The 23,790-nt window shown below is 65.0% G+C and carries 23 protein-coding genes, 1 tRNA gene and 1 pseudogene; 8 read left to right on the plus strand and 17 right to left on the minus strand.

Annotation, left to right across the window (positions count from 1 at the left end):
• The first annotated feature begins 90 nt into the window (after positions 1-90).
• The 3 genes and pseudogenes from AC628_RS05000 (at position 91) to AC628_RS05010 (ending at position 3,508) form a co-directional block, all read left to right on the plus strand.
• Complete coding sequence (locus tag AC628_RS05000) at positions 91-498, plus strand: F0F1 ATP synthase subunit epsilon (protein WP_074125657.1); 408 nt, start codon at positions 91-93, stop codon at positions 496-498.
• 205 nt (positions 499-703) lie between these two features.
• Positions 704-2,358: pseudogene (locus tag AC628_RS05005) on the plus strand (adenylate/guanylate cyclase domain-containing protein).
• Between the two features lie 151 nt (positions 2,359-2,509).
• On the plus strand, positions 2,510-3,508 hold the full coding sequence (locus AC628_RS05010) for an AraC family transcriptional regulator (protein ID WP_074125634.1): 999 nt from the start codon (positions 2,510-2,512) through the stop codon (positions 3,506-3,508).
• A gap of 82 nt (positions 3,509-3,590) precedes the next feature.
• Here the strand turns inward: AC628_RS05010 and AC628_RS05015 are convergent, their stop codons facing one another.
• The 12 genes from AC628_RS05015 to AC628_RS05070 form a co-directional block, all read right to left on the minus strand.
• Positions 3,591-4,091 carry an RNA pyrophosphohydrolase gene (locus AC628_RS05015; protein WP_074125635.1) on the minus strand — a complete coding sequence of 167 codons (501 nt, stop codon included), beginning with the start codon at positions 4,089-4,091 and terminating at the stop codon, positions 3,591-3,593.
• 45 nt (positions 4,092-4,136) lie between these two features.
• Positions 4,137-4,640, minus strand: a complete 504-nt coding sequence (locus AC628_RS05020; RefSeq protein WP_074125636.1) for an RNA pyrophosphohydrolase — start codon at positions 4,638-4,640, stop codon at positions 4,137-4,139.
• A gap of 80 nt (positions 4,641-4,720) precedes the next feature.
• Positions 4,721-5,944 (minus strand): divergent polysaccharide deacetylase family protein, encoded by a 1,224-nt coding sequence (locus AC628_RS05025; RefSeq protein WP_074125637.1) that lies wholly within the window; start codon positions 5,942-5,944, stop codon positions 4,721-4,723.
• A 147-nt stretch (positions 5,945-6,091) separates the two neighbouring features.
• Entirely contained in the window at positions 6,092-7,468 is a 1,377-nt protein-coding gene (locus AC628_RS05030; protein WP_074125638.1) for a S41 family peptidase, read from the minus strand.
• Positions 7,465-8,871 carry a murein hydrolase activator EnvC family protein gene (locus tag AC628_RS05035; protein WP_074125639.1) on the minus strand — a complete coding sequence of 469 codons (1,407 nt, stop codon included), beginning with the start codon at positions 8,869-8,871 and terminating at the stop codon, positions 7,465-7,467. Before AC628_RS05035 ends, AC628_RS05030 begins: the two co-directional genes overlap by 4 nt.
• 37 nt (positions 8,872-8,908) lie before the next feature.
• On the minus strand, positions 8,909-9,391 hold the full coding sequence (gene rlmH / locus AC628_RS05040) for a 23S rRNA (pseudouridine(1915)-N(3))-methyltransferase RlmH (protein ID WP_074125640.1): 483 nt from the start codon (positions 9,389-9,391) through the stop codon (positions 8,909-8,911).
• A 129-nt stretch (positions 9,392-9,520) separates the two neighbouring features.
• Positions 9,521-9,889 carry a ribosome silencing factor gene (gene rsfS, locus AC628_RS05045; protein ID WP_074125641.1) on the minus strand — a complete coding sequence of 123 codons (369 nt, stop codon included), beginning with the start codon at positions 9,887-9,889 and terminating at the stop codon, positions 9,521-9,523.
• Between the two features lie 186 nt (positions 9,890-10,075).
• Entirely contained in the window at positions 10,076-10,699 is a 624-nt protein-coding gene (locus AC628_RS05050) for a nicotinate-nucleotide adenylyltransferase (RefSeq protein WP_083632586.1), read from the minus strand.
• Positions 10,700-10,744: 45 nt separating this feature from the next.
• A complete protein-coding gene (locus tag AC628_RS05055) occupies positions 10,745-12,037 on the minus strand; it encodes a glutamate-5-semialdehyde dehydrogenase (protein WP_074125643.1) in 1,293 nt (430 codons plus the stop codon).
• 123 nt (positions 12,038-12,160) lie between these two features.
• On the minus strand, positions 12,161-13,303 hold the full coding sequence (gene proB, locus AC628_RS05060) for a glutamate 5-kinase (RefSeq protein WP_074125644.1): 1,143 nt from the start codon (positions 13,301-13,303) through the stop codon (positions 12,161-12,163).
• An 83-nt stretch (positions 13,304-13,386) separates the two neighbouring features.
• Positions 13,387-14,439: a GTPase ObgE gene (gene obgE / locus AC628_RS05065; RefSeq protein ID WP_074125645.1), complete on the minus strand. Its 1,053-nt coding sequence runs from the start codon at positions 14,437-14,439 to the stop codon at positions 13,387-13,389.
• Between the two features lie 157 nt (positions 14,440-14,596).
• Positions 14,597-15,076 (minus strand): MaoC family dehydratase, encoded by a 480-nt coding sequence (locus AC628_RS05070; protein WP_074125646.1) that lies wholly within the window; start codon positions 15,074-15,076, stop codon positions 14,597-14,599.
• Positions 15,077-15,238: 162 nt separating this feature from the next.
• On the opposite strand from AC628_RS05070, the gene AC628_RS05075 reads away from it, so the two are divergent.
• Positions 15,239-16,153: a DMT family transporter gene (locus AC628_RS05075; protein WP_074125647.1), complete on the plus strand. Its 915-nt coding sequence runs from the start codon at positions 15,239-15,241 to the stop codon at positions 16,151-16,153.
• A gap of 181 nt (positions 16,154-16,334) precedes the next feature.
• Here AC628_RS05075 and AC628_RS05080 read toward each other — a convergent pair whose 3' ends face one another.
• From AC628_RS05080 to AC628_RS05095, 4 genes are all read right to left on the minus strand, one after another.
• Entirely contained in the window at positions 16,335-16,931 is a 597-nt protein-coding gene (locus AC628_RS05080; protein ID WP_074125648.1) for a GNAT family N-acetyltransferase, read from the minus strand.
• Between the two features lie 169 nt (positions 16,932-17,100).
• A complete protein-coding gene (rpmA, locus tag AC628_RS05085) occupies positions 17,101-17,370 on the minus strand; it encodes a 50S ribosomal protein L27 (RefSeq protein ID WP_021080922.1) in 270 nt (89 codons plus the stop codon).
• A 102-nt stretch (positions 17,371-17,472) separates the two neighbouring features.
• A complete protein-coding gene (gene rplU, locus AC628_RS05090; protein ID WP_074125649.1) occupies positions 17,473-17,940 on the minus strand; it encodes a 50S ribosomal protein L21 in 468 nt (155 codons plus the stop codon).
• A 257-nt stretch (positions 17,941-18,197) separates the two neighbouring features.
• Positions 18,198-19,148: a GlxA family transcriptional regulator gene (locus tag AC628_RS05095; RefSeq protein WP_074125650.1), complete on the minus strand. Its 951-nt coding sequence runs from the start codon at positions 19,146-19,148 to the stop codon at positions 18,198-18,200.
• A gap of 124 nt (positions 19,149-19,272) precedes the next feature.
• Here AC628_RS05095 and AC628_RS05100 point away from each other — a divergent pair, with 124 nt between their 5' ends.
• Entirely contained in the window at positions 19,273-20,076 is an 804-nt protein-coding gene (locus AC628_RS05100) for an SDR family NAD(P)-dependent oxidoreductase (RefSeq protein ID WP_074125651.1), read from the plus strand.
• A 122-nt stretch (positions 20,077-20,198) separates the two neighbouring features.
• Entirely contained in the window at positions 20,199-21,353 is a 1,155-nt protein-coding gene (locus AC628_RS05105; RefSeq protein WP_074125652.1) for an ROK family protein, read from the plus strand.
• Positions 21,354-21,722: 369 nt separating this feature from the next.
• Here AC628_RS05105 and AC628_RS05110 read toward each other — a convergent pair whose 3' ends face one another.
• Positions 21,723-22,586: an alpha/beta fold hydrolase gene (locus AC628_RS05110; RefSeq protein ID WP_074125653.1), complete on the minus strand. Its 864-nt coding sequence runs from the start codon at positions 22,584-22,586 to the stop codon at positions 21,723-21,725.
• Positions 22,587-22,798: 212 nt separating this feature from the next.
• Here AC628_RS05110 and AC628_RS05115 point away from each other — a divergent pair.
• A tRNA-Ser gene (locus AC628_RS05115) sits at positions 22,799-22,888 on the plus strand.
• 169 nt (positions 22,889-23,057) lie between these two features.
• Positions 23,058-23,318, plus strand: coding sequence for a GIY-YIG nuclease family protein (locus tag AC628_RS05120; protein WP_074125658.1), 261 nt, complete (start codon positions 23,058-23,060; stop codon positions 23,316-23,318).
• Positions 23,319-23,790: the final 472 nt, after the last annotated feature.

A 23,790-nucleotide genomic window follows, 5' to 3' on the forward strand; every position in this document is an offset into this window, starting at 1 on the left:
TTGATCCGGCGATCCATCGAACGAGAAGTATTTTGACTGATGGACCCGCGGGTCAAGCCCGCGGGTGACAGCGCAAAGAACGGAAAGACCATGGCCACCTTCCACTTCGATCTCGTCTCTCCCGAAAAGCTCGCCTTCTCCGGCGAGGTTGATCAGGTCGACGTTCCCGGCGTGGAGGGTGATTTCGGCGTGCTCGCCGGCCACGCTCCCGTCGTCGCCACCGTTCGTCCGGGAATCCTGACGATCACGACCGCCGGCAAGCGCGACAAGGTGATCGTGCTCGGCGGCCTTGCCGAGATGTCGGACAAGGGCCTCACCGTACTCGCCGACGTCGCGACCACGATTGCCGAACTCGACCGCGCGAAGTTCGCCGAGACCATCAAGGAGATGGAAGAGAAGCTCGCCGAGAAGGAGGGCTCCGAGCTCGACCACGCGATCGAGCGGCTCGACCACTTCAAGAGCATCCAGAACGAGCTCAACACCACGGCTATGCACTAAGGCGCGATTGCCGACCAGCGATCGCGCCGATGTGTCGAGTGAGCCGGCTCCCTTTGTGAAATCGCTCACAGTTTTCCAGTCATCGTCCGCCAGGACTTGAGTTGTTCAACGCTCGCCGCACCCCGGCGGGCGTTGAATGCTTATTGCACCCGCGAACGTCTGGCGGCATTCTCCCCGGCATATTTGGATTCCGGGGCTGGTGCTCATGAAGCGCAAGATCGCGGCGATCTTTGCGGCCGATATTGCAGGCTATAGTCGATTGGTTGCCGAGGATGAGGAAGAGACGCTGCGGCGGCTCGCCTCCTATCGTCAGGTCACCGATGACTTCATTGCAAAATGCGGTGGCCGCATCTTCAACACCGCGGGCGATGCGGTGCTCGCCGAATTTCCCAGCGCCGTCGAGGCCGTGCGTTGCGCGATCGACATCCAGGAAAGCCTGCGCACGCGCAACATGGCCTATCCGCCAAGCCGGCAGATGTCGTTCCGGATCGGTATCACCATCGGCGATGTGGTCGAGCGCGACGGCGATCTGCTCGGTGACGGCGTCAATATCGCAGCCCGGCTCGAGGGCCTCGCCGAGGTCGGCGGCATCTGCGTGTCGCGCGCCGTGCACGAGCAGGTCGCCAACAAGCTGTCGGTGCAATTCGCCGACATCGGTGCGCAGGAAGTGAAGAACATCCCGACCCCGGTGCACGCCTACATGGTGGCGATGCGGCGCGAGGACGGCAGCTACGCAACGCCGCAGGTCAAGAAGCCGGTCAAATCAGCGCCGTCAGCTGCGTCAGCCTGGATGTGGCCCGCTGCCATCACCGTGGTGCTGCTGGCCGCGATCGGCGTCGGCGGCTTCCTCTATTACACCAAGCTGGAGACCTCGGCGGCGAAGCCCGCTTCCGTGGCGAGTTCTACGCCGGCGTCCACGCCCCTGGTATCGGCTTCACCGGCGCCGTCGCCGCCGGCATCGACGGCGCCATCTGCCCCTTCGAAACCCGCGCCGGCATTGGCGGCGACGGCTTCGACTGCGCCAAGTGATAAACTCGGTGACAAACTCGCGGCCGACATCGTTCCGTTCGTCAGCGACCGCACCCGCAACATGCTCGCGACCGAGTATTTGCCCGCAGGCGATTCCAAGGCGGTCGCTCTCAACATCAATGGCTTCGTCGGCTGGAGCGTCGCGCAGCCCAGTGAGGACGCGGCGAAGACGGCTGCGCTGGATCTGTGCCAGAAGCGCGCCGACAATGCGGCTCGCCGCGCAAATGCGAACTGTACGCCGTCGGCAACACGATCGTGTACACCCATGGCCAGCCTCCGGTGCCGGCCTTGCCGTGGGTCAAGCGTGACGTGCTGGTCGAGAAGCCGTACGCCACCAAGGACGTGCCGCTGCTGCGCGACGCGGCCAGGGCCCGGCTCGACAGCCTGTTCGTGCCGGGCCGCAAGACGCGAACCATCGCGCTCGGTCCGGGCGGTCACTACTTCTTCAATGCCGGCATCGATTCGCTGGAGGAATCGGCGCGGCGCAATCTGCAAGCCTGTGGCGCGGTCGCCGGCGTGCCCTGCACGATCGTCGTGGTCGACGACGTCTTCGTGGTGCCGATTCCGGCGACGTTGCGCGTCACCGGCTTCCTCAGGGCGGCTGACAGCTCGGTCATCGCTCCGAGCGAGCGGGCCGATGTCGTCCGCAAGCTTGCCGATGCGACGGCAGGCTGGAATGCGGTCGCGGTCGGGACGCAGGGACGGCCGGGACTTGGATTGAAGGCGGAGAACGAGCAGGGCGCCGTCGACGCCGCGCTCGGCGCGTGCGCCAGGCGCGACAGCGATTGTCATGTCATCGCGATCGGCCCGTTCACGGTCGGCCCGAACTAGAACATGGTCCGCAACGTGCAAAGCGGTGAACCATCCGGAAAATGTGAAGCAGCTTACAGCTGAGATCGGGCACAAATGACAAGCTGCAGCGCAACGACGAGCCGACTCGATCGGGTCGCGATTCCACTTTGGACGTAATGGACAAGATTCCGTGCTGACCTTCTCCACCGATGCGCTCCGCCCGCAGGATCGTTTCGAGCACTGGTGCGATGTGCGCGGCAGGAGCCTGTTCGGGGTCACGATCGAGCTCGAGCGCGACAAGCGGCCTGATTTCCGCGGGCATTTTTCCGCGACGCCGGTCGGCGATGCCGTGCTGGCGGAAATGTCGGCGTCCTCCTATCGGGTCAGCCGTACCTCATCGGACATTACGCGCGTCCCGAGCAACAGCCTGCAGCTCGCCTGGCAGGTGCGTGGCCCCGGCCGGCTGAATATCGGTCGCGATCGTGTCCAGTTCGTGCGCAACGGAGATCTGGTGTTCGGCCACTCCAATCGCCCGTATTTCTCGACGCCCGAACGGACCGACGGTTTTCATTTCTTCAGCCTCAAGATCCCCGTCACCAGCGAGCTCGTGCTCGGTGCGCGAATCGAGGATGCGCCGCCAGTCGCGCTGGCGCGTGATGCGCGCCTGACCCGGCTGGTCGGCGCCATGTTCCGCGCCATGACCCGCGATCCGGCGCAAGCCGGGCAGTTCGCCGACGAAGTCACACATATGGTGCGCCTGGCGCTGCTCGCGCGCGGACGCCTGCGGCCGCGGCAGGATGAAATCCGTGCCGCGCTGCATGCGGGCTACCTCCATGCCGCGCGCGAAATCCTGCTGCGCGATCTGCATCGCGCCGCGCTGATGCCGGCCGCGGTCGCCACCGAGCTCGGCATTTCACTGCGGCAATTGCATGCGCTGTTCGAGCCGACCGGCCTGTCGTTCGCGCGAACGCTGACGGCGACGCGGTTGCGGGAGGCGAGGCGGCTGCTCTACGGCATGCAGGAACGCGGCATCGACGAGATCGCGTTCGCATGCGGCTTCGCCAGCATCGCGACCTTCTATCGTGTGTTCCGCGCGACCTACGGCATGACGCCAGGCGATGCGCGGCGCATTCCGCCGCCAGAGCGAGATGACGTTTCTTCGAATCGTCATCCCGCCCTGGCTCTTTGATTCGAGCATGGTCTCCGCGCAAACGCGTTCCGCGTTTGTCGCGAGGGAAAACCGCTACACACTTTTCCGGACCATGCTCAGATCAGTCGGCGAACTCCGCGAACCGGACAGCGACCGCGCGATAGACGTCGCGGCGGAACGGCACCACGAGGTCGGCGACGCGATCGAGGCGCTCCCAGCGCCATTGATCGAATTCCGCAGGCTGGCCGTTGCGCGGCGTCAACGGATCGATCTCCTGGTCGCGTCCGGTGAAGCGCAGCGCAAACCATTTCTGGCGCTGGCCGCGGAATTTGGCCAGCCGATGCGATGCCGGTCCGTCATAGGCGGGGAATTCGTAGGTCATCCAGTCGGTCTCGCCGAGATAGTCGGCGCTGACCGCCCCGGTCTCTTCCCACAATTCGCGCATCACGGCCTGGCGCGGATCCTCGCCCGCGTCGATGCCGCCCTGCGGCATCTGCCATTCGAGGCCGGGCAGCACGATCTCCGGACCATCGTCCTTGATCCGGTGGCCGATCAGCACGCGTCCAAAGCTGTTGAACAGCGCGATGCCCACGTTGGGGCGATAGGGCTTATCCGATGACATCTCGATGGCTGCGCCGCGCGTTGATTGGGCCGGTCCCCCGGCCACCTACTTCGCCGCCAGACCGGCGAATTCCTGCACGACGCGCTCATAGACCGGGCGCTTGAACGGCACAATCAGTTCCGGCAAATTCTTCATCGGCTCCCAGCGCCAGGTGACGAACTCGGCCTTGTGGCCGCCGCCGGGGTTGGCGACGTTGATCTCGTTCTCGTCGCCGGTGAAGCGCAACGCGAACCACTTCTGCCGCTGGCCGCGATAGCGGCCCTTCCAGGCACGGCCCGCAACGGTGCGCGGGATGTCGTAGATCAGCCAATCGGAGACCTCGCCGAGCTTCTCCACCGACTTGACGCTGGTCTCTTCATAGAGCTCGCGCCGTGCGGCCTGAAACGTATCCTCGCCGGGATCGACGCCGCCTTGCGGCATCTGCCAGACATGCGCGTCGTCGACATGCTCGATGCCGCCCGCGCGGCGTCCGATGAAGACCAGCCCGGCCGTATTCAGCAGCATGATGCCGACGCAGGTTCGATAGGGCAGGTCCTCATAACGTGCCATGCTGCCGCTACCTCGCATTTCCTGATGCCGCCTGACCCGGCCCCCCGGCAAGGTCGAAAGCGGCACCAACAGATTGATCTCTAGCCCGATTTTGATTTCAGCATCGCCGTTGTCAATGGCACAAGCATAATGCCCTTGGAATCCAGTGTCTTGAGCCAGGCGCTGAGCCGCTCGATCGAGACCGGCAGCGCCGAGGCGACGCCCACGGCGGTGCCGCGCTCCTTGGCGATGGTTTCCAGCTTGACCAGCGCGCGGTCGATCTCCGCCGAGGTCGGCACCGCGTCGATGGCGAAATCAGCCTTGGCGAACGGCAGCGACTGGCCGGCGGACAGGGTCTGCGCGACGCTGCGCGGGGTGGAACCGTCGTCGAAATAGCTCAGGCCGCGCTTGGCTGCTTCGCGCACGATGGGCTGCATCACGGGATCGGTCGCGACGAACCGGGCGCCCATGAAATTGGCGATCCCGGCATAGCCCTGCAGGCGGCTGAGGTGCCAATAGAGCCGGTCGAGGTTCTGTTCGCCGCTCAGCGTGGTGAGCAGGGTCTGCGGCCCCGGATCGTTGTCGGGATAGTCGAACGGCTCCATCGGGATCTGCAGCAGGATCTCGTGGCGCTGCGCCCGGGCGCGTTCCGCGAGCTTGCCGGGGTCGGCGCCATAGGGCGTGAAGGCCAGCGTCACGGCCGGCGGCAGCTTCATGATCGCATCGGCCGTCTTGGCGGCGCCGACGCCGAGGCCGGCGACCACGACGGCCACCACCGGCATCCGGGCCGCCTTGGCGCGGTCAGCCTCAGCCGCATAGACCGTGAACGGCTTCAGGCCGTCGGCGACCACGGGGATCATGCCGTAGCGCGACTTTTCCAGCAGGCGCGGGTCGATGCCGGTCATCGCGAGCGGCGGGGTGTCGCCATCGACCTTCTCAGCCGGGTCGCCGGCGCCGATCACCACGTCCTGACGCTTGCCGCTGGAACCGTCGATGATGGTGACCGTCCTGGCGTCGTTCTTCGTGTCGTTCTTGGCATCGCCGGCCGCGGCCGGTGCCGTGGCGGCGGATTTGACCGCCGGTTCGGCCGGGGCGTGCTTGTCGTCGGCGGACGCGGGTGGCGGATTGCGGAGGGCGATCCGGGCCATCGGCTCGCCGCCGAGCGGGTTGTCATTGAACAGCGCAACGCCAACGAAACCGACCAGCACGAGCCCCAGCAGCACGGCGAGCGCCTGCATCGCCGTGAATGGCAGGCGGAAACGGCGCGTCCTGCCCGCGGTCTGCTGCCCAAGCGGCGTGCTCAGTTCGTCGGCCGCTTCTGCCATGACCCTCCCCGAATCAACAGCGCGAACGATAGCACGATGCGGTGCATTCCCGCGCGCCGGCCTCCCCGGCAAAGCACGGGTGGGTGGATCCAACAGCAGAAAGGGCGGCCCGAGGGCCGCCCTTTTCGCCTAGACGATTGAATTGGATCAGTTCGCGGACTTGTTGGCCGGCTTGTCGGCGGCGGCCTTGTCACCGGGCGCCTTGTCACCGGCCGGTGCCGGCGTGGCGTTCGAGGTCGACTTGATGCCGTGCAGCAGGTCGTCCGCCATCTTCAGCGCCTTGTCGTCCTTGGCGTCCGGCGGAACGTAGGACTGCGAGCCGGTCTTCTCGTCGCCGTCGTTCTTCAGATGGCCGCGCAGCGAAGCCTCGCCCTTGGTGTCGGTGCGCGCCTTCAGCTCGTCCGGCACGTCCTGCAGCACCTCGATATCGGGCACGATGCCCTTGGCCTGGATCGACTTGCCCGACGGCGTGTAGTAGCGCGCGGTGGTCAGGCGCAGCGCGCCGTTGCCGGAGCCGAGCGGAATGATGGTCTGCACCGAGCCCTTGCCGAACGAGCGGGTGCCGACCAGCGTCGCACGCTTGTGGTCCTGCAGCGCGCCGGCGACGATTTCGGAGGCCGACGCCGAGCCGCCGTTGATCAGCACGATGACCGGCTTGCCCTTGGTCAGGTCGCCGGGATGCGCAGCGCGGCGCTGGGTTTCCTCGGCATTGCGCCCGCGAGTCGAGACGATCTCGCCACGCTCCAGGAAGGAGTCGGACACGGTGACCGCTTCCTCGAGCAGGCCGCCGGGATTGTTTCTGAGGTCGATGATGTAGCCCTTCAGTTTGTCGCCGATCTGGCCCTGTAGATTGGCGACCTCCTTCTTCAGGCCTTCGGTGGTCTGTTCGTTGAAGGTGGTGATGCGGATATAGGCGATGTCGTCGGCCTCGACGCGCGCACGCACCGAGCGGACGCGGATGTTGTCGCGCACCAGCGTGACGTCGATCGGATTGTCCTGGCCCTTGCGGATGATCTTGAGCTTGATCTTGGTGTTGACCGGACCGCGCATCTTCTCGACGGCCTGGTTCAGCGTCAGGCCCTGCACCGCCTCGTCGTCGAGATTGGTGATGATGTCGTTGGCCATGATGCCGGCCTTCGAGGCCGGGGTATCGTCGATCGGCGAGACGACCTTGATCAGCCCGTCTTCCATCGTGACTTCGATGCCGAGGCCGCCGAACTCGCCGCGGGTCTGCACCTGCATGTCGCGGAAGCTCTTGGCGTCCATGTAGCTCGAATGCGGATCAAGGCCGGACAGCATGCCCGAGATCGCGGATTCGACCAGCTTGGAGTCGTCGGGCTTCTCGACATAGTCGCTGCGCACACGCTCGAACACGTCGCCGAACAAATTGAGCTGGCGGTAGGTGTCCGACGTCGCGGCGCGCGCGCTCGATCCCATCAGCACAGCGCGGGGCTGCGTGACGAAAAGCGTCAGGGCCGCGCCGGTGGCGGCGCTAAGGAGAATTACCGAAGTCTTGCGCATCATCCGCGAACCTTTTCGCCTTCATTTGTGGCCCACCATGGACCTGGATCGATTGGAGTGCCGTCTTTCCGGAACTCTACATAGAGCACTGGCTGGCTCGCATTGGTCGCGAGAATGGATGCAACTTGGGACGTCGACCCCATGGTCGCAACCGGCTCCCCCGTAAGTACAAACTGGCCGATGTTTACCGAAATACGCTCCATCCCGGCGATCAGGACATGATACCCGCCCCCGGCATTGAGGATCAAGAGTTGTCCATAGCTGCGGAAAGGACCCGCGTAAACAACCCAGCCGTCACACGGGGTTGTGACCTGCGCGCCCGGTTTGGCCGCCAAAGAAATGCCTTTTTGTACGCCCCCCGCGCCGTCGGAACCGCCAAATTCGCGAATCTTGGTGCCATTCACGGGATAGGCGAACAGGCCTTTGGCCGAGGCGAAGGCGACCGCCGGGCTCATGCGCGCCGGGTCCTTGAGCGCCCCGAGATTGGGTTTACCGTTAACGGTCGCCGGCGCCCCCTGGAGGCTGGCCGTGGCGGCGGCCTTGGCCGCGCTCTTGAGGTCCTGCTCCATCTTGGCGATCAGGCTCTGCAGATTGTCGGCCTGCTTCGACAGCGCGATGGCGCGGGCGCCCTCCGCCTCCATGTCCTTTTCGGCCGCGCTCTGCTGCCGCTGCCGCTCATCGACCAGCGCCGCAAGGCGGGTCTGGTCTTCCCTGAGCTTGTCGCGGTCGGCCGCCAGCGCGTCGCGCTCGGTCGAGATGGTCTTGCGCAGCGCGACCAGTTCGCCGAGATCGGCGGCAAGCTTCTCGGCGCGGACGCGCAACTCGGGCACCACGGCGCCGAGCAGCATCGCGGTGCGCAGCGATTGCAGCGCGTCCTCGGGCCGCACCAGCAGTGCCGGCGGGGTGCGCCGTCCGGCGCGCTGCAAGGCGGCCAGCACCTCGATCACTTCGGAGCGGCGTGAATCGAGCGAGCTGCGGATCTCGCGCTCGCGGCCGTCGAGCGGCTGCAGGCGTGTCTCAGCGTCGGCGATCCTTGTCTCGACGCCGCGCACCTGGCCGGCAATGTCGATCAGCTGCTGATTGAGCTTGCTGCGGTCCTGGCCCATCGCGGCGATGTCGGCCTTCAGCTTCTCCTGCAACTCGGTCGCCTTGCGCTGCTGCTCGCGCGCGGCCTCGAGCTCCTGCTCGCGCTGCTTGATGGCGTCGGGCGACGTCTCCGCGGTCGCGGCCTGCTGTGCAGGTGGCGCGGCTTGCTGTGCGGCTGGTGTCGCTTGCGCATGCAGCGCGGCCAGCGGAGCAGCGGCGAACAGGGCGATCGACAAAGGCAGCGACACCGGCAGCCAGCGGCGGCGCGCGGCGCCGAGAGCCGAAGGCAAATACGAAGCTATGTCCTGCCGGTGCTGCATTCGTTTGCGTTCACGCTTTCGACGGTCCGTCACCGCGTCACGCGCGGTGGTAGGGATGGCCGGCCAATATGGTCGCGGCCCGATAAATCTGTTCCAGAAGCATGACGCGGACCATTTGGTGCGGCCAGGTCGCGGAGCCGAATGCAATACGCAACGAAGCCTTGCGCTGCAATTCAGGCGAAAGTCCGTCGGCGCCGCCGATCACGAAGACCGTATGTGCTGCCCCCTCATCGCGCCAGCGGCCGAGCTGCTGCGCAAAGCTTGCGCTGTCGATGCTCTTGCCGCGTTCGTCGAGCGCGACCAGCATGTGCTTGTCCGGCACCAGCGCCGCGATCGCCGCAGCTTCTTCCGCGATGCGCGCGGCCGTATCGCGCGCGCGGCTCTCCGCGATCTCATGAATCTCGAGGCCGCGAAAGCCGAGCTTGCGGCCGATATCCTCGAAGCGCTCGCGGTAACGCTCCGCGAGCTCCCGTTCAGGGCCCTGTTTCAGACGGCCGATGCAAATCACGACGAGGCGCATACACGCGTTTTCCGGCAAAGTGGAATCCGGTTTGCCGTAGAAAACGCGTCAAGTCCATGACTCGCACGCCTCAGGGCGCGCGCATAAGCTATATGCGCCGCAGCCGATTCGCATCGGCTTCGATACCCCTTAGACCGCCGCGACCGCCGGGTTCTGAGTCCACAACCGTTCGAGATTGTAGAACTCGCGCACCTCAGGCCTGAATACGTGCACGATCACCTCGCCGGAATCGATCAGCACCCAGTCGCAATTGGGCAAGCCCTCGACGTGGATGTTCTTGACCCCGTTTTCCTTGAGGCTCTTCGTCACATTCTCCGCGATCGCGCCAACGTGCCGGTTCACCCGGCCGGTGGTGACGATCATGTAGTCGGAGTATGCGGATTTGCCCCGAAGGTCGATGGTGACCGTCTCTTCCGCCTTCATGTCCTCGAGGCGGGAGAGGATCAGGCTCAGCGTCTTGTCGGCATCCGGTTTGTCGGCGTCCGGTTGCGCCTGCAAGGCCGCGGTTTTCGTCGTTGTTTTACGCGCAGTCTTTGGAACCTTGGGTAAAACAGACTTTGACAATACAGATGTGGCCAGGGACCATTCCTTTCACTGTATCGCGGGTGCCGAATCCTCGGCCCCACGCGCCATATTACGCATGTGGGGTTAATGGTTTCAATATTCCAGTAACCCTTTTGCGCTTCACGCCGTCCTCCAGCTCCCGTCCGGGTTCCGGAGTCCGGTCGAAGACAAATTGGATTTCATTCCTGTCAGGAAGACCCAGGCCGGCGCCTGTTGGTCGGCCAGCCGTGTCGCCTGATTTTCGGGCATGCGATAGCGCGTGAGCGCCTGCGCCGCCGGTGCGGCAAGGGCGCGGAAGCTTTGGGGCGGTCGGTCGATCACGGCAATCGGCACATCGGACGCGATGCGCCGCCAATCTTTCCAGCGATGAAATTGCGCGAGATTGTCAGCGCCCATGATCCAGACGAAGTGCACGCCGGAGACACGGCGGCGCAAGTGGATGATCGTGTCGACAGTGTAGCGGGTGCCGATGACAGCTTCGAGACAGCTGATGTCGATGCGCGGATCGTCGGCAACGCGGCGCGCGGCGGCGGCGCGCTCGTTGAGCGCATGCAGGCCGTCATGGTTCTTCAGCGGATTGCCCGGCGTCAGCAGCCACCACACCCGGTCGAGCTGCAGGCGCTTCAGCGCGAATTGGCTGATGGCGCGATGCGCGGCGTGCGGCGGATTGAACGAGCCGCCGAGCAGCCCGATGCGCATGCCGTTGGTATAGAACGGAAGCGCCTGGGCTGCGGACAACGACACGGGCGAGGCTTGCTGCAAGGGTCTACCGTGTGCGTGCGACAATGATCACGGCCGTGTCTGCCCGGTGCCGTGGACGCGGTACTTGAAGCTCGTCAGCTGCTCGGCGCCGACAGGGCCGCGGGCGTGGAATTTGCCGGTGGCAATGCCGATCTCGGCGCCGAAGCCGAACTCGCCGCCGTCGGCGAACTGGGTCGAGGCGTTGTGCAGCACGATCGCCGAATCGACCTCGTTGAGGAATCTCTGCGCGGCAGCGGCATCCTCGGTCACGATCGCATCGGTGTGATGCGATCCGTGATTTTGAATATGCGCAATCGCTTCATCGAGACTGTCGACGATCTTCGCCGAGATGATCGCGTCCTCGTATTCGGTGGCCCAATCCTCGTCGGATGCGGGCTTCACCCGGGCATCGACGCCTTGCACGATGTCGTCGCCGCGCACCTCGCAGCCGGCCTCGATCAACAACTCGACCAGCGGTTTCAGCGTGGTCGCGGCAGCGCCACGATCGATCAGCAGGGTCTCGACGGCACCGCAGACGCCGGGACGGCGCATCTTGGCGTTCAGCACGACCGACTTGGCCATGTCGAGCTTTGCGCTGGCATCGACGTAAATGTGGTTGACGCCTTCGAGATGCGCGAACACCGGCACGCGCGCCTCCGCCTCGACGCGACCGACCAGGCTCTTGCCGCCGCGCGGCACGATCACGTCGATGCCCCCGTTCAATCCCGTCAGCATCAGGCCGACGGCCGCGCGGTCGCGGGTCGGCACCAGGGTGATCGCGGCCTCGGGCAGACCGGCTTCATGCAGGCCCTGCACCAGACATTGATGGATCGCGCGGCAGGAGCGGAAGCTGTCGGAGCCGCCGCGCAGGATCACCGCGTTGCCGGACTTCAGGCACAGCACGCCGGCGTCGGCGGCGACATTGGGACGGCTTTCGAAGATCACGCCGATCACGCCGAGCGGCACGCGCACGCGCTCGATGGTCATGCCGTTCGGACGCTGCCAGCTTTCGGTGACGGCGCCGACCGGATCGACGATCTCGCGCACCGTCGCAACGCCATCGGCCATGCCGTCGACGCGCGCCTGCGTCAGTGTCAGGCGGTCGACGAAGGCTGAGGTCATGCCGCCCGCGCGCGCCTCGGCAACGTCCTCGGCATTGGCGGCGAGAATCGCCGGCGCATTGGCGCGGATCGCGCGTTCGATCGCGGCGAGCGCCCGGTTCTTCTGCTCCGGCGGCGCCAGCGCCAGCACGCGCGCAGCAGCGCGCGCCTTGGCGGCGAGGTCGGTCATCAGGGCGGCGAGATCGGCGTCGCCGTCGATCGCCTTCAGGGGGGCGCTCATGGAAGTCCCAGCTTTGGAATAAGGCCATGTTCTAGCATGGCAATTGGGGAGTGGCGAGGCGCGGAACCGACATGGCAGGTGGGCGGCTGGCCGCCCCGCTCGGCCAATGGCCTACCCAATGGCTTACTTGGCCGGGATGGCCCCGGCCGGGCCGATCACGAGGTCGTCGCGATGGATCATCTCGGACCGGCCGCTGATGCCCAGAATGGCCATCACGTCCGGCGAGGAGCGGCCCTTGATCTTCTCGGCATTGTCGGCGTCGTAGGCGACCAGGCCGCGGCCGATCTCATGGGTATCGGGGCCGCGCACCACCACGGCATCGCCGCGGGCGAACTGGCCGTCGACCCGGATCACGCCGGCCGGCAGCAGGCTCTTGCCGGCGCGCAGCGCGGCCACCGCGCCGGCATCGATGGTCAGCGTGCCCTTCGGCTCGAGCGAGCCCGCGATCCAGCGCTTGCGCGCGGTGACTGGATTGGCCGGGGTCAGGAACCAGGTGCAGCGGCCGCCGTCGGCGATCGCCTGCAAGGGATGCTCGATCTTGCCGGAGGCGATCAGCATGTGGGTGCCGGCGGTGGTCGCGATCTTCGCGGCCTCGATCTTGGTGGTCATGCCGCCGCGCGACAGTTCGGAGCCGGCCGAGCCCGCCATGCCCTCGATCTCCGAGGTGATGCTCTCGACGACAGGAATCAGCTTGGCGTCGGGATCGACCGCGGGCGGCGCGGTGTAGAGGCCGTCGATATCGGACAGCAGGATCAGAAGATCCGCGCTCGCCATGGTGGCGACGCGGGCGGCGAGGCGGTCATTGTCGCCGTAGCGGATCTCGGTGGTGGCGACGGTGTCGTTCTCGTTGATCACGGGCACCGCGCCCCATTCGAGCAGCTTGGCGATGGTCGAGCGCGCGTTGAGATAGCGGCGGCGCTCCTCGGTGTCCTGCAGCGTCACCAGGATCTGTCCGGCGCCGATGCCGTGATGGCCGAGCACCTCCGACCAGATCCGCGCCAGCGCGATCTGGCCGACCGCCGCGGCAGCCTGGCTCTCTTCGAGCTTCAGCGGGCCGCGCGGCAGCTTCAGGCGGCTGCGGCCGAGCGCGATCGAGCCCGAAGACACCACCATGACCTCGCAGCCCCGCTTGTGCAGCTTCGCGATGTCCTCGACCAGCGCCGCGAGCCAGGAGGCGTGCACCTCGCCGGCCTGCGAGTCGACCAGCAGCGAGGAGCCGACCTTGACGACGATGCGGCAAAAGTTCTTGAGCGCGGGGCGTTTCATGGGTTCGGTCTGGCAGGAAGGTGGAAGCAAGAGGCGCCACGAGGTGGCATGGACGTGAAGTGGCTTGGGAAGTCGAGATGCCGTCAACCCTGCGGCACCGGCGTCGCCCACGGCTCCGCCTGGCCGCCCTTGGCCTTGTTGGACACCGGCGCCTCGCCGATCACGTCGACCAGCGCGCGCAGCGCCTCCGGCACGCCTTCGCCGGTCGCGCCTGACAGCAGCAGCGGCGTCTTCTTCGCGGCCCGCTTGAGGCGATCCTTCTGCTTCTTCAGCTCGTCGGGCGTCACCGCATCGATCTTGTTGAGCGCGACGATCTCGATCTTGTCGGCGAGGTGGCCTGCATAGGCTTCGAGCTCGGTGCGCACCGTCTTGTAGGCCTTGCCGGCATGCTCGCAGGTCGCATCGACCAGATGCAGCAGCACCCGGCAGCGCTCGACATGGCCGAGGAAGCGATCGCCGAGGCCGGCGCCCTCATGCGCGCCTTCGATCAGGCCGGGAATGTCGGCGAGCACGAATTCGCGGCCGCCGTAATTCACCACGCCGAGCTGCGGATGCAGCGTGGTGAAGGGATAGTCGGCGATCTTCGGCCGCGCCGCGCTGACCACCGACAGGAAGGTCGATTTGCCGGCATTGGGCAGGCCGACCAGGCCGGCATCGGCGATCAGCTTCAGCCGCAGCCAGATCCAGCGCTCCTCGCCCGGCGCGCCGGGATTGGCGTTGCGCGGCGCGCGGTTGGTGGAAGACTTGAAATGCGCATTGCCGAAGCCGCCATTGCCGCCTTCAGCCAGCACGAATTTCTCGCCGAGTTCGGTGAAATCGTGCAGCAGGGTCTCGCGGTCCTCGTCGAACACCTGGGTGCCGACCGGCACTTTCAGCACGATCGGCTTGCCGTTGGCGCCATGGCGGTCCTTGCCCATGCCATTGGTGCCCTTCTGCGCCTTGAAGTGCTGCTGGTAGCGGTAATCGATCAGCGTGTTCAGTCCGTCGACGGACTCGATGATGACGTCGCCGCCGCGGCCGCCATTGCCGCCGGACGGACCCCCGAACTCGATGAACTTCTCGCGCCGGAACGCGACGCAGCCGTTGCCGCCGTCGCCCGAGCGAATATAGACCTTGGCTTCATCGAGGAATTTCATGGTTTTCACTAGTTAGGGCAGGGTGGCCGCGGCGGCAACCCGGAAAGGCCCTGACTTCGGCGAAAAGCCTTAATTTTCGGGCCTTTTTGCGGCCCAAGCTCCTTGTTTGAGCATGATCTTATCGGAAAACCGCTTCACACTTTTCCGGATCATGCTCCTAGCTGGGCCGCTTCCGCACCAGGAATTTCTGTATCCCCTCCAGCACCAGCTCGCGGCGCTGGTTGTGCACGGTGGAGCGCAGCGTCACGACGCCGGTGGTCTTGCCCGGTGACAGCTCGATCACCTCGAGCGCCGGGTAGATGGTGTCGCCGGCATAGACCGGCTTCAGGAACTTGCTCGACTGCTCCAGGAAGCCGACCAGCGACTCCTCCACGACATAGGGAAACAGCCCGGCGCCGGGCGCGGTGTGCACCAGGGTCTGGAAGCCGTGGGCGAGCAAATCAGGCATGCCGCGGCTGCGGCAATATTCCACGTCGTAATGGATCGGATGGGTGTCGCCGCTCGCGGTCTGGAACGCGGCGAATACCGCCGAGGTCTGGGTCCGGCTCGGAATCACGAAACGCTCGCCGAGCACGAAATCCTCGAACCAGCGCTGCGCGGGGACCATGCGATGCTGGGTGGGGTCGAAGTCGCTCATGCGGCGTTTCCTGCTCTGTTTCTTGAATGGCTGGCCTACCGGTAGCGCAGGGACCGCACTGCGACAATTGGTTCGATCTGCCGCCATCGGGGTTGTCCTGCACGGCTACGTCGGTAAAACCGAGGACCTGCCCGACTCAGAGGCGGCGATAACAAGAGAACAATGAGCCTGTTCGCAAAACTGTCCTCCTATGACGATCGATCGGCGCGGCTCGCCGGCATCGGCTTGATGCTGCTCTCGATCTTCATGTTCTCGTTCGGCGACGCGATGGGCAAATTCATCGTCGCCACCTATTCGGTCGGGCAATTGTTGTGGCTGCGCGCCTGCGCGGCGCTGCTCGTGCTGCTGCCGATCGTGTGGCAGCGGCGCGCGGATTTCCTGCATCTGGAGCGGCCGTGGCTGCAATTGCTGCGGGTCACGCTGTCGACGCTGGAGGTCGCGGCGTTCTTCCTGGCGACGGTCTATCTGCCGCTCGCCGACGTCATCACCTACTACCTCGCCGGACCGATCTTCGTCACCGCGATGTCGGGCCTCGTGCTCGGCGAGCATATCGGCTGGCGGCGCTGGACCGCGATCCTGGTCGGCTTTTGCGGCGTGCTGATCGCGCTCAGGCCATCCGCACAGACCATCAGCTGGCCGGCGATGATCGCGCTCGGCGGCAGCCTGTCGTTTGCGGTGTTGATGCTGATCACGCGCTCGCTGCGCGCGACGCCCGATATCGTGTTGGCGACATCGCAATTCGGCGGCACGTTCATCCTCGGCCTCGTGCTCTCGCCGTTCGGCTGGGTGACGCCATCGGCCGGCAGCCTCGTGCTGTTCTTCACCGCCGGCATCATCTCGGTCGCGGCGCTGCTTTGCGTGAACCGGTCGCTGAAGCTCGCGCCGGCGAGCGTGGTGGTGCCGTACCAGTATTCGATGATCGTCTGGGCGGTGATCTTCGGCTTCGTGGTGTTCGGCGACGTGCCGTCCTGGGCCACCATCGTCGGCGCCGCCATCATCATCGCGGCGGGCCTCTACATCTTCGTGCGCGAGCAGCAGCTCGGACGCGGAGACACTGCGGTGAACCCGCCGGCGTAATCTTACCCTCCCCTGGAGGGGGAGGGTCGACGCGAATGCAATGAGCGGCGGGGTGGGGTGACGGTCTCTCCTCGTCCAACAGTGCCCGAGTGGAGAGATCACCCCACCCCGCTGCGCATTTCGCTTCGCTGCATGCGCAACGACCCTCCCCCTCCAGGGGAGGGTGAAGGCCGGTCGAGCCCTAGCTCTCCCGCCGCCTCGAGCTATTCCAGCGCTTCAGCGAGGTCCAGACGCCGCGCGACAGGCGGAAGGCATCGACCGGGCTCGACGAGCCCAGCGCCTCGAAGCGGTGCAGCTCGACGCCGCTCCACTGGAAGCCGCACTTCTCGAGGATGTTGCGCGACGACGGGTTGACGACGCGGGCGCCCGCGATCAGCTGGTCGAGATCGAATTCCTCGAAGAAGTAATCGATCACGGCGCGTGCGGCCTCGGTGCCGAAGCCCTGGCCCCAATAGTCGACGCCGAGCCAGTAGCCGAGCTCGGCGGATGTCTCCTCGCGCCAGTCGATGCCGACCATGCCGATCGGCGTGTGATTGTTCTCGATCAGGAAAACGGTTTCGCGGCCGCCGGCGCCGAGTGCGCGCACGAAGTCGATGGCGTCGTCCTGGGTATAGGGATGCGGCAGGCGGCGGGTGTTCTCCGCGATGCGGCGGTCATTGGCGAGGCGTGCGATTGCTTTTACGTCCGCGAGCGTCGGCTTGCGCAATGTCAGCCGTTCGGTCTCGAGGACGCAAGCTCTTGCCTCGCGCAAGGTCGGCGTCGGGATGTCCTGCAACATGTCGAGCTCCTGTGATGCGATAATCGATACGCAACGCTTGGAACGTCACGCGCGGTCGAACCGGATCGCGCGCAACAAAAAGGGGAGGCCGGTCATCCCGCCTCCCCTTGGAGCTCTTTGCTGCTCCGCCGGTTCAACAGGACCCGGCGGACTCATGTGTGTCCACCGTCTACTCGGCCGCCTGCGCCATCGGAATGACCGATACGAATGTGCGGCCGTTGGCTTTGGCACGGAACTCGACATGACCCTCGACCTTGGCGAAGAGAGTATGATCGGTGCCCATGCCGACATTAAGGCCGGGGTGCCAGGTGGTGCCGCGCTGACGCGCGATGATGTTTCCGGGGATCACGCGCTCGCCACCGAACGCCTTGATGCCAAGGCGCTTGCCTTTGGAATCACGTCCGTTGCGCGATGAACCGCCTGCTTTTTTATGAGCCATAGCTCGTCTCCGACTTCGCTTTGATCTCTAGATCAATTCCTTGACGGAATCATTTCACGTTTGGTCACGCTTCACAACTTGAAGCGCGATGATCACTTCTTCTTAAGCCTTGGCCGCGGCCTTCTTGGCCGGAGCCTTTTTCGCGGCCGCTGCCTTTGCGGGCGCCTTCTTCTTGGCCGCCTTCGGCGCTGCGTCCTCGCCATCGGCGGGCGCTGCGACCTTTTCCTTCTTCGGCCGCGGGCCGATGGTCGGCTTGGCGTTATCGGCGAGGATCTCGGTGATGCGAAGCACCGTGAGCTCGTCGCGATAGCCGCGCTTGCGGCGTGAATTCTTGCGGCGACGCTTCTTGAACGCGATCACCTTGGCACCGCGCTTGTGCTGCAGCACTTCGGCCGCAACGGTGGCGCCTGCCACGGTGGGCGTTCCCAGCACCGGCGTGTCACCGCCGAGCACCAGAACTTCGCCTAGCTGCACGATCGTGCCGACATCGCCGGCGATCTTGCCAATCTCGAGTACATCATTCGGAACGACGCGGTACTGCCGGCCGCCGGTTTTGATGACTGCGAACATCGTTTGATTCCTTCGTGTTCGATCCCGGCCTCGGACGGATCGCCCGGGTCGGCTTTTTGTTCAGTCGCTATGGGTTGCGTGTTTCGTGCGAAAGGGAATGAATTCCCAAATGGCCCGCACAAAAACGATCGGCGCGAGAAATCCCCGCGCCGGATGGGCGGGACTTATAGCCGCAAACGGAGGAGAGTCAAGGTAAAGCAGGGCAAAAACCGGCCAAAGATGAAGGGTTTGGCGCGATTTTGGCCCGGATTGGCGATTCAAGCCGCGGTCTGCGCGGCGGCCCGGGCGTGGCGGCGGATGGTCTGCGGCGGCTGGCCCAGCACCCGCAGGAAGGCCCGGCGCATCCGCTCGCGATCGGCAAAACCGGTCTCGCCGGCAATTTCGTCCATCGAATGGCGGCCGTCGCCGATCAGTTCGCGGGCAGCCTCGACCCGGAGCTGCTCAATCGCCTTGGCCGGCGACTGGCCGGTTTCGGCGCGGAAGGCGCGGCTGAACTGGCGCGGGCTGAGCCGCGCCACCTCGGCCAATTCCTCCACCGACAGCTCGTTGCGCAGATGCGCCTTGGCGTAATGGAGCGCGTTCTGAACCCGGTCGGATTTCGGCGCGAGCTCGAGCAGTGCGGAGAACTGCGACTGGCCGCCGGTGCGGCGGTGATAGACGACGAGCTTGCGCGCCACCGACCGTGCGACCTCGACGCCGAGGTCATGCTCGACCATCGCCAGCGCCAGGTCGATCGTCGCGGTCATGCCGGCCGAGGTCCAGATCGGCCCGTCGATAATGTAGATGCGGTCCTGCTCGACCTTGAGCCCGGGAAATCGGGCCTGCAATTCGGCGGCGAATTGCCAGTGCGTGGAGACGCGCCGGCCGTCGAGCAGGCCGGCTTCGGCCAGCGAGAAGGCGCCGATGCAGGGCGCGGCGATCCGCTGCGATGCCGTCATGGCGCGGCGGATATAGCCGATCAACTTCGGCGATGCCGGATGCAGCTCGTGGCCGGCGCCGATGAACAGCGTGTCGAAGCTGCGCTCGCCGAAGGCTTCGGTTTCGACATTGAACCCGGCGGATGACCGCACCGGGCCGCCATTCTCCGACAGCAGCGTGACCTCATAGAACGGCTCGCCCGCGATCAGATTGGCGACCTCGAAGGCGGTGATGGCGGTGAAGCCCATCACCTGGAAGTCCGGGAAGATGACGAAGCCGATTTCCTTCATGGAACCCTCCGGCGGAATTTATGTCCTAAAAAGGTGTATATATGACATTTGAGACATGCAAGGGGGCCTGTAGAACCTGACCTGCGGCCACATTCGGCCGTCCAGGGTCAAACAGGAGACCAAAATGACCAAGTCAGCCAAAGGAACGGCGCTCGTCACCGGCGCGTCGTCCGGAATCGGTGCCATCTATGCGGACCGGCTCGCACGGCGTGGCTACGATCTGATCCTCGTCGCACGCAACCGCGAGCGCCTCGATGGGCTCGCCAAGCGTTTGTCGACGGAGACAGGCCGATCGATCGAGATCGTCGCCGCCGACCTCAGCAAGCGCGCCGACGTATCGCGGATCGAGTCCATTCTGCGCAGCAATGCCGGCATCAGCGTGCTGGTGAACAACGCCGGCGTCGGTGCCACGGCGCCGCTGCTCGCATCCGACGTCGACAAGATGAGCGACATGATCGCGCTCAATGTCGACGCCTTGATGCGCCTGACCTACGCGGCGGTGCCGGGGCTAGTCGCGCGCGGCGGCGGCACCATCGTCAACATCGCCTCTGTCGTCGGCGTCGCGCCGGAAATGCTCAACGGCGTCTACGGTGGCAGCAAGGCCTTCGTGCTTGCGCTGACGCAGTCGCTGCAGCACGAGCTGAAGGACAAGAACGTCCGCGTCCAGGCGGTGCTACCGGGCGCCACGGCCACCGAGTTCTGGGGTATCGCCGGCACGCCGGTCGAACATCTGCCCGGCGAGATCGTGATGAAGGCCGAGGACATGGTCGATGCCGCGCTCGCCGGCCTCGATCAGGGCGAGGTCTTCACCGTGCCGTCGCTGCCGGAGGTCGCCGACTGGCAGGCTTATGAGACGGCCCGCCAGAAGCTGATGCCGAACCTGTCGCGCAGCGCGCCCGCGGCGCGCTACGGGGTGAGGGCCGCCTGAGACTTGCGAAACTTACTTGCGAGATTGCGTCCCGCGCCCGGCCGAACGCCGCCGCGCGGGACGCAACCATTTGAGTTCCGCTTCGTTAGTGCTGGGAACCTCAAGCGGGCAGGCAAGGGCGAATGGCTGAAGACGCTGGACTGACCACGGGCATCGCGCACCACGGTGCTACGCGGCTGCCATCCGTCGACATCGACAGCTTCAACATCGAGCTGAAGGACGACGAGGGCTTTCTCGGCGATCGCGCCTCCAAGGGCGCGTTCCGCAAGATCTTCGACCGCTGGCGCAAGCCGCTGCGCAAATCCGGCGAGGACCCGTTCGGCGACGAGCCGTCGGACAAGATCAGCAAGAAGAAGCTCGATGAGATGCTGGTCGGTGACGACACCGAGGCCTCCGCGATCGTGCATAGCGCGATCGAGGAGTTTGCCCAGGAGCTCGCCTATGTGACGCGGCGCTTCCTCGACACCAAGGCCTGGGCCAAGACCGAGCGCATCGTGGTCGGCGGCGGCTTCCGCGACTCCAGGCTCGGCGAGCTCGCGATCGCGCGCACCGACATCATCCTGAAGTCGGAGGATTCCAAGGTCGACCTGGTGCCGATCCGCTTTCATCCCGATGAGGCCGGACTGATCGGCACGCTGCATCTCGCGCCATCGTGGATATTCGAGGCCCACGACGGTGTGCTCGCGGTCGATATCGGCGGCACCAATATCCGCTGCGGCGTCGTCGAGACGCGCTGGAAGAAGGCGCCCGATCTCTCCAAGGCGACGGTCTGGAAGTCGGAGCTGTGGCGCCACGCCGATGACGAGCCGACGCGCGAAGGCGCGGTGAAGCGGCTGGTGAAGATGCTGAGGGATTTGATTGCCGAAGCGGAGAAGGAGAATCTCAAGCTCGCGCCGTTCATCGGCATCGCCTGTCCCGGCGTCATCAAGGAGGACGGCGGAATCGAGAAGGGCGCGCAGAACCTGCCCGGCAATTGGGAGAGCAGCAAGTTCAACCTGCCGGCGAGCCTGGTCGAGGCGATCCCGCAGATCGGCGATCATGACACCGCGATCGTGATGCACAATGACGGCGTGGTGCAGGGGCTCGCCGAGGTCCCGTTCATGCAGGATGTCACGCGCTGGGGCGTGCTGACGATCGGAACCGGGCTCGGCAATGCCCGCTACACCAATCGCAAGAAGGACAACGGCAAGGACGAGAAGAAGGCCGAGAAGGACAAGGACGACGAGGACGACAAGAACGAGAAAAAGGCCAAAAAAGCCAAGAAGGCCGACGCCTGAGCGTGCGTCCGCATCGCCGATCGCGCGCACTCCATCTCTCTTCTCCTTCCCCCTGAAAGGGGGAAGGTCGGGATGGGGGTCAGCCGCAGGCGACGCTCTATGCGGAGAGAGCTGATCCCCACCCGCTTTGCTCTGGCGTGCAAAGCGACCTCCCCTTTTCAAGGGGAGGTTGGAGCGCGTAGCCCGGGATCGCGCGGTAAGGTTGACCGGTTAGGTTAAGATCGGCTTCGCATTGCCGATCCAGCGGGCGCCGCTACCGTGGACCGTGTCGCTCTCGCCGACCGGCGAAGCCGCACTTCCCGGCCAGCAATACTGAAAAGCGGCACGGGACCGCCAGTTTTTGTCGCGTCCTGGCGGTCCCACCACTTTCTACCTCCAATTGATCCGCGCGAAGAAGCCGGCGATCTCGGCGGCGGCGCGATCGGGATCCTCGCGATGCGGGAAATGCCCGACATCGGGAAACATCTTCAGATCCAGATTGGAGAAGGTCTCGCCCAGCCGGTCGGTCCATGAGTAAGGAAACAGCGGGTCGTGCTCGGCCCAGCGGATGCAGGTCGGCACCGCGATCGGCGGCAGCGCGGGCGCCTCGCCCTGCATCATCTTCACGCGCCCCGCATGCGACGCGCGATAATGCGCGAAGCCGCCGGCGAGGTTGCCCGGCTTGAAGAAATTGTCGGCAAAATCCTCGATCACGTCGTCGAACGCGGCCTTGCGGTGCGTCCAGTTGTGCAGGAAATGGCCGATGTAGGTGCGGCAGCTGTCCCTGTTGGCACCGACCAGCGCGGGCGTCATCTCCATCTGGTGGAACGACTGATACCAGATGTGGTTCAGCCGGTCGGGCGCGGCCATCCGCGCCCCGATGCCGGGATAGACGAAATCGAAGAAGAACAGCCCGGCGATGCGATCGGGCGCCTTGCGGGCGAACGGCTGCATCACCGCGCCGCCGACGTCGTGGCCGACCACGCCGGCTCTGTCGATGCCGAGGGCATCCAGCAGCGCCAGCATGTCGTCGGTATGCTGATCGGGGCCATAAGGGCCTTGCGGCTTGTCGCTGTCGCCGAAGCCGCGCAGGTCGGGCGCGATCAGGGTGTAGCGGTCGGCGAGCCGCGCCATGACCGGCTTCCAGGTCAGCCAGAACTCCGGCCAGCCGTGCAGCAGCAACAGCGGCCTGCCGCTCCCGGTCCGCACCACGTGGAACGCCGCGCCATTGGCTCGAATCGTTGCATGCTCCATGGTCCGCTCCTGCTGGCTTTGGCTCGCGCATGCGCCGACCGAGCGCGAGTGTCCCGCTAGCGCCTTGTTTCCGCGCGCTTTCTCACGCTGGCCCGGTGTTTCGGTGGTACGAGGCCGCGGTGACGGAAATATTATTGCAGCGCCTTGTCTGTCCCGCCAACCTCGCCTAGAACACGCCCCGACCGCGGGTGGCGCAAATCACCCGGGCCATCGGAGAGGTGGCAGAGTGGTTGAATGCACCGCACTCGAAATGCGGCATAGGTGCAAGCCTATCGGGGGTTCGAATCCCTCCCTCTCCGCCACCCTTCGCCCTGCCGGGCTTCGGGTGGCAGGCCACCCTTTCAAATCAGGGCGAAGGGTGTCTCCCGAAGCTTCGTGGAAGCGTAGGGAGACGGTATCAGCATAGCCGGCTACTCTTGACGCGTGCAGAACGTCTCCCGAACGTTCGCGAGAAGCGCAGGGGGCCATCGCTTGTGGTACGTCTACTTTCTTGAGCTAAGTAACGGCGACATCTATGTCGGCTCGACCGACGATCTTCGCCGCAGGGTTGCCTCCCACCAACAAGGGCATGTCGTCTCCACGCGCAAGTTCCTGCCGATTGTCCTGTGTTCCTATGTAGCGGTATCGGATGAACGAACGGCGCGCGAACTCGAGCGCTATTTCAAATCAGGCTCCGGAAAGGCGTTTGCAAAGAAGCGCTTTCTTCGAAAGTCAGCCTCGCGAGCTCCGTAGTGCAGTGGTCAATTTTCGGATCCAACGTGGAGCGCAAGACTGCATTATGCAAAAGCAAATATCCGCGGCGCGTGACGACCAGCCAAGGGCCACTGAAATTCCAACCATCAGCACCGCTCGCCTGACGTTGCGTCCGCAGGCGGTCGAAAACTTTCCTGCTTACCTCGCGCTTCTGGCGTCGCCGCGTCCGCCGGCATCGGCGGGCCGCCTCGACAACCTTGGAGGACCGTCCGCCGGTCCAACCGGCCAGCAATTACGAATTCCCGACACTCTATCGGCAGACTGACGAGCGAAATTTTCATTGCTATTCTCGTAAAAAACTAATGCCAATATTTGGCATATGAATTTATATAATTATTTCAGTATGTTGTTTTGATCATCAACTAGTGGATGCTTACCAAGGTGCGCATCTGAATAATTTCTCCATTGAATGACTATAAAATCCGCATAAATAGCTTCTAATCTATTCAGG

This window comes from Bradyrhizobium sp. NAS96.2 (genome assembly GCF_001908235.1).
GTDB lineage: Bacteria > Pseudomonadota > Alphaproteobacteria > Rhizobiales > Xanthobacteraceae > Bradyrhizobium.

Excerpts from the sequence above, each read along its gene's own strand:
- AC628_RS05020 (WP_074125636.1), bottom strand. The coding sequence starts at position 4,640 with ATGGCACGTTATGAGGACCTGCCCTATCGAACCTGCGTCGGCATCATG.
- rpmA (WP_021080922.1), bottom strand. The coding sequence starts at position 17,370 with ATGGCTCATAAAAAAGCAGGCGGTTCATCGCGCAACGGACGTGATTCC.
- AC628_RS05000 (WP_074125657.1), top strand. The coding sequence starts at position 91 with ATGGCCACCTTCCACTTCGATCTCGTCTCTCCCGAAAAGCTCGCCTTC.
- AC628_RS05025 (WP_074125637.1), bottom strand. The coding sequence starts at position 5,944 with ATGGCAGAAGCGGCCGACGAACTGAGCACGCCGCTTGGGCAGCAGACC.
- AC628_RS05095 (WP_074125650.1), bottom strand. The coding sequence starts at position 19,148 with ATGAAGGAAATCGGCTTCGTCATCTTCCCGGACTTCCAGGTGATGGGC.
- rlmH (WP_074125640.1), bottom strand. The coding sequence starts at position 9,391 with ATGCGCCTCGTCGTGATTTGCATCGGCCGTCTGAAACAGGGCCCTGAA.
- AC628_RS05015 (WP_074125635.1), bottom strand. The coding sequence starts at position 4,091 with ATGTCATCGGATAAGCCCTATCGCCCCAACGTGGGCATCGCGCTGTTC.
- proB (WP_074125644.1), bottom strand. The coding sequence starts at position 13,303 with ATGAAACGCCCCGCGCTCAAGAACTTTTGCCGCATCGTCGTCAAGGTC.
- AC628_RS05100 (WP_074125651.1), top strand. The coding sequence starts at position 19,273 with ATGACCAAGTCAGCCAAAGGAACGGCGCTCGTCACCGGCGCGTCGTCC.
- AC628_RS05075 (WP_074125647.1), top strand. The coding sequence starts at position 15,239 with ATGAGCCTGTTCGCAAAACTGTCCTCCTATGACGATCGATCGGCGCGG.
- AC628_RS05110 (WP_074125653.1), bottom strand. The coding sequence starts at position 22,586 with ATGGAGCATGCAACGATTCGAGCCAATGGCGCGGCGTTCCACGTGGTG.
- AC628_RS05030 (WP_074125638.1), bottom strand. The coding sequence starts at position 7,468 with ATGATGCGCAAGACTTCGGTAATTCTCCTTAGCGCCGCCACCGGCGCG.
- rplU (WP_074125649.1), bottom strand. The coding sequence starts at position 17,940 with ATGTTCGCAGTCATCAAAACCGGCGGCCGGCAGTACCGCGTCGTTCCG.
- AC628_RS05035 (WP_074125639.1), bottom strand. The coding sequence starts at position 8,871 with ATGCAGCACCGGCAGGACATAGCTTCGTATTTGCCTTCGGCTCTCGGC.
- AC628_RS05055 (WP_074125643.1), bottom strand. The coding sequence starts at position 12,037 with ATGAGCGCCCCCCTGAAGGCGATCGACGGCGACGCCGATCTCGCCGCC.
- AC628_RS05070 (WP_074125646.1), bottom strand. The coding sequence starts at position 15,076 with ATGAGCGACTTCGACCCCACCCAGCATCGCATGGTCCCCGCGCAGCGC.
- obgE (WP_074125645.1), bottom strand. The coding sequence starts at position 14,439 with ATGAAATTCCTCGATGAAGCCAAGGTCTATATTCGCTCGGGCGACGGC.
- AC628_RS05080 (WP_074125648.1), bottom strand. The coding sequence starts at position 16,931 with ATGTTGCAGGACATCCCGACGCCGACCTTGCGCGAGGCAAGAGCTTGC.
- AC628_RS05105 (WP_074125652.1), top strand. The coding sequence starts at position 20,199 with ATGGCTGAAGACGCTGGACTGACCACGGGCATCGCGCACCACGGTGCT.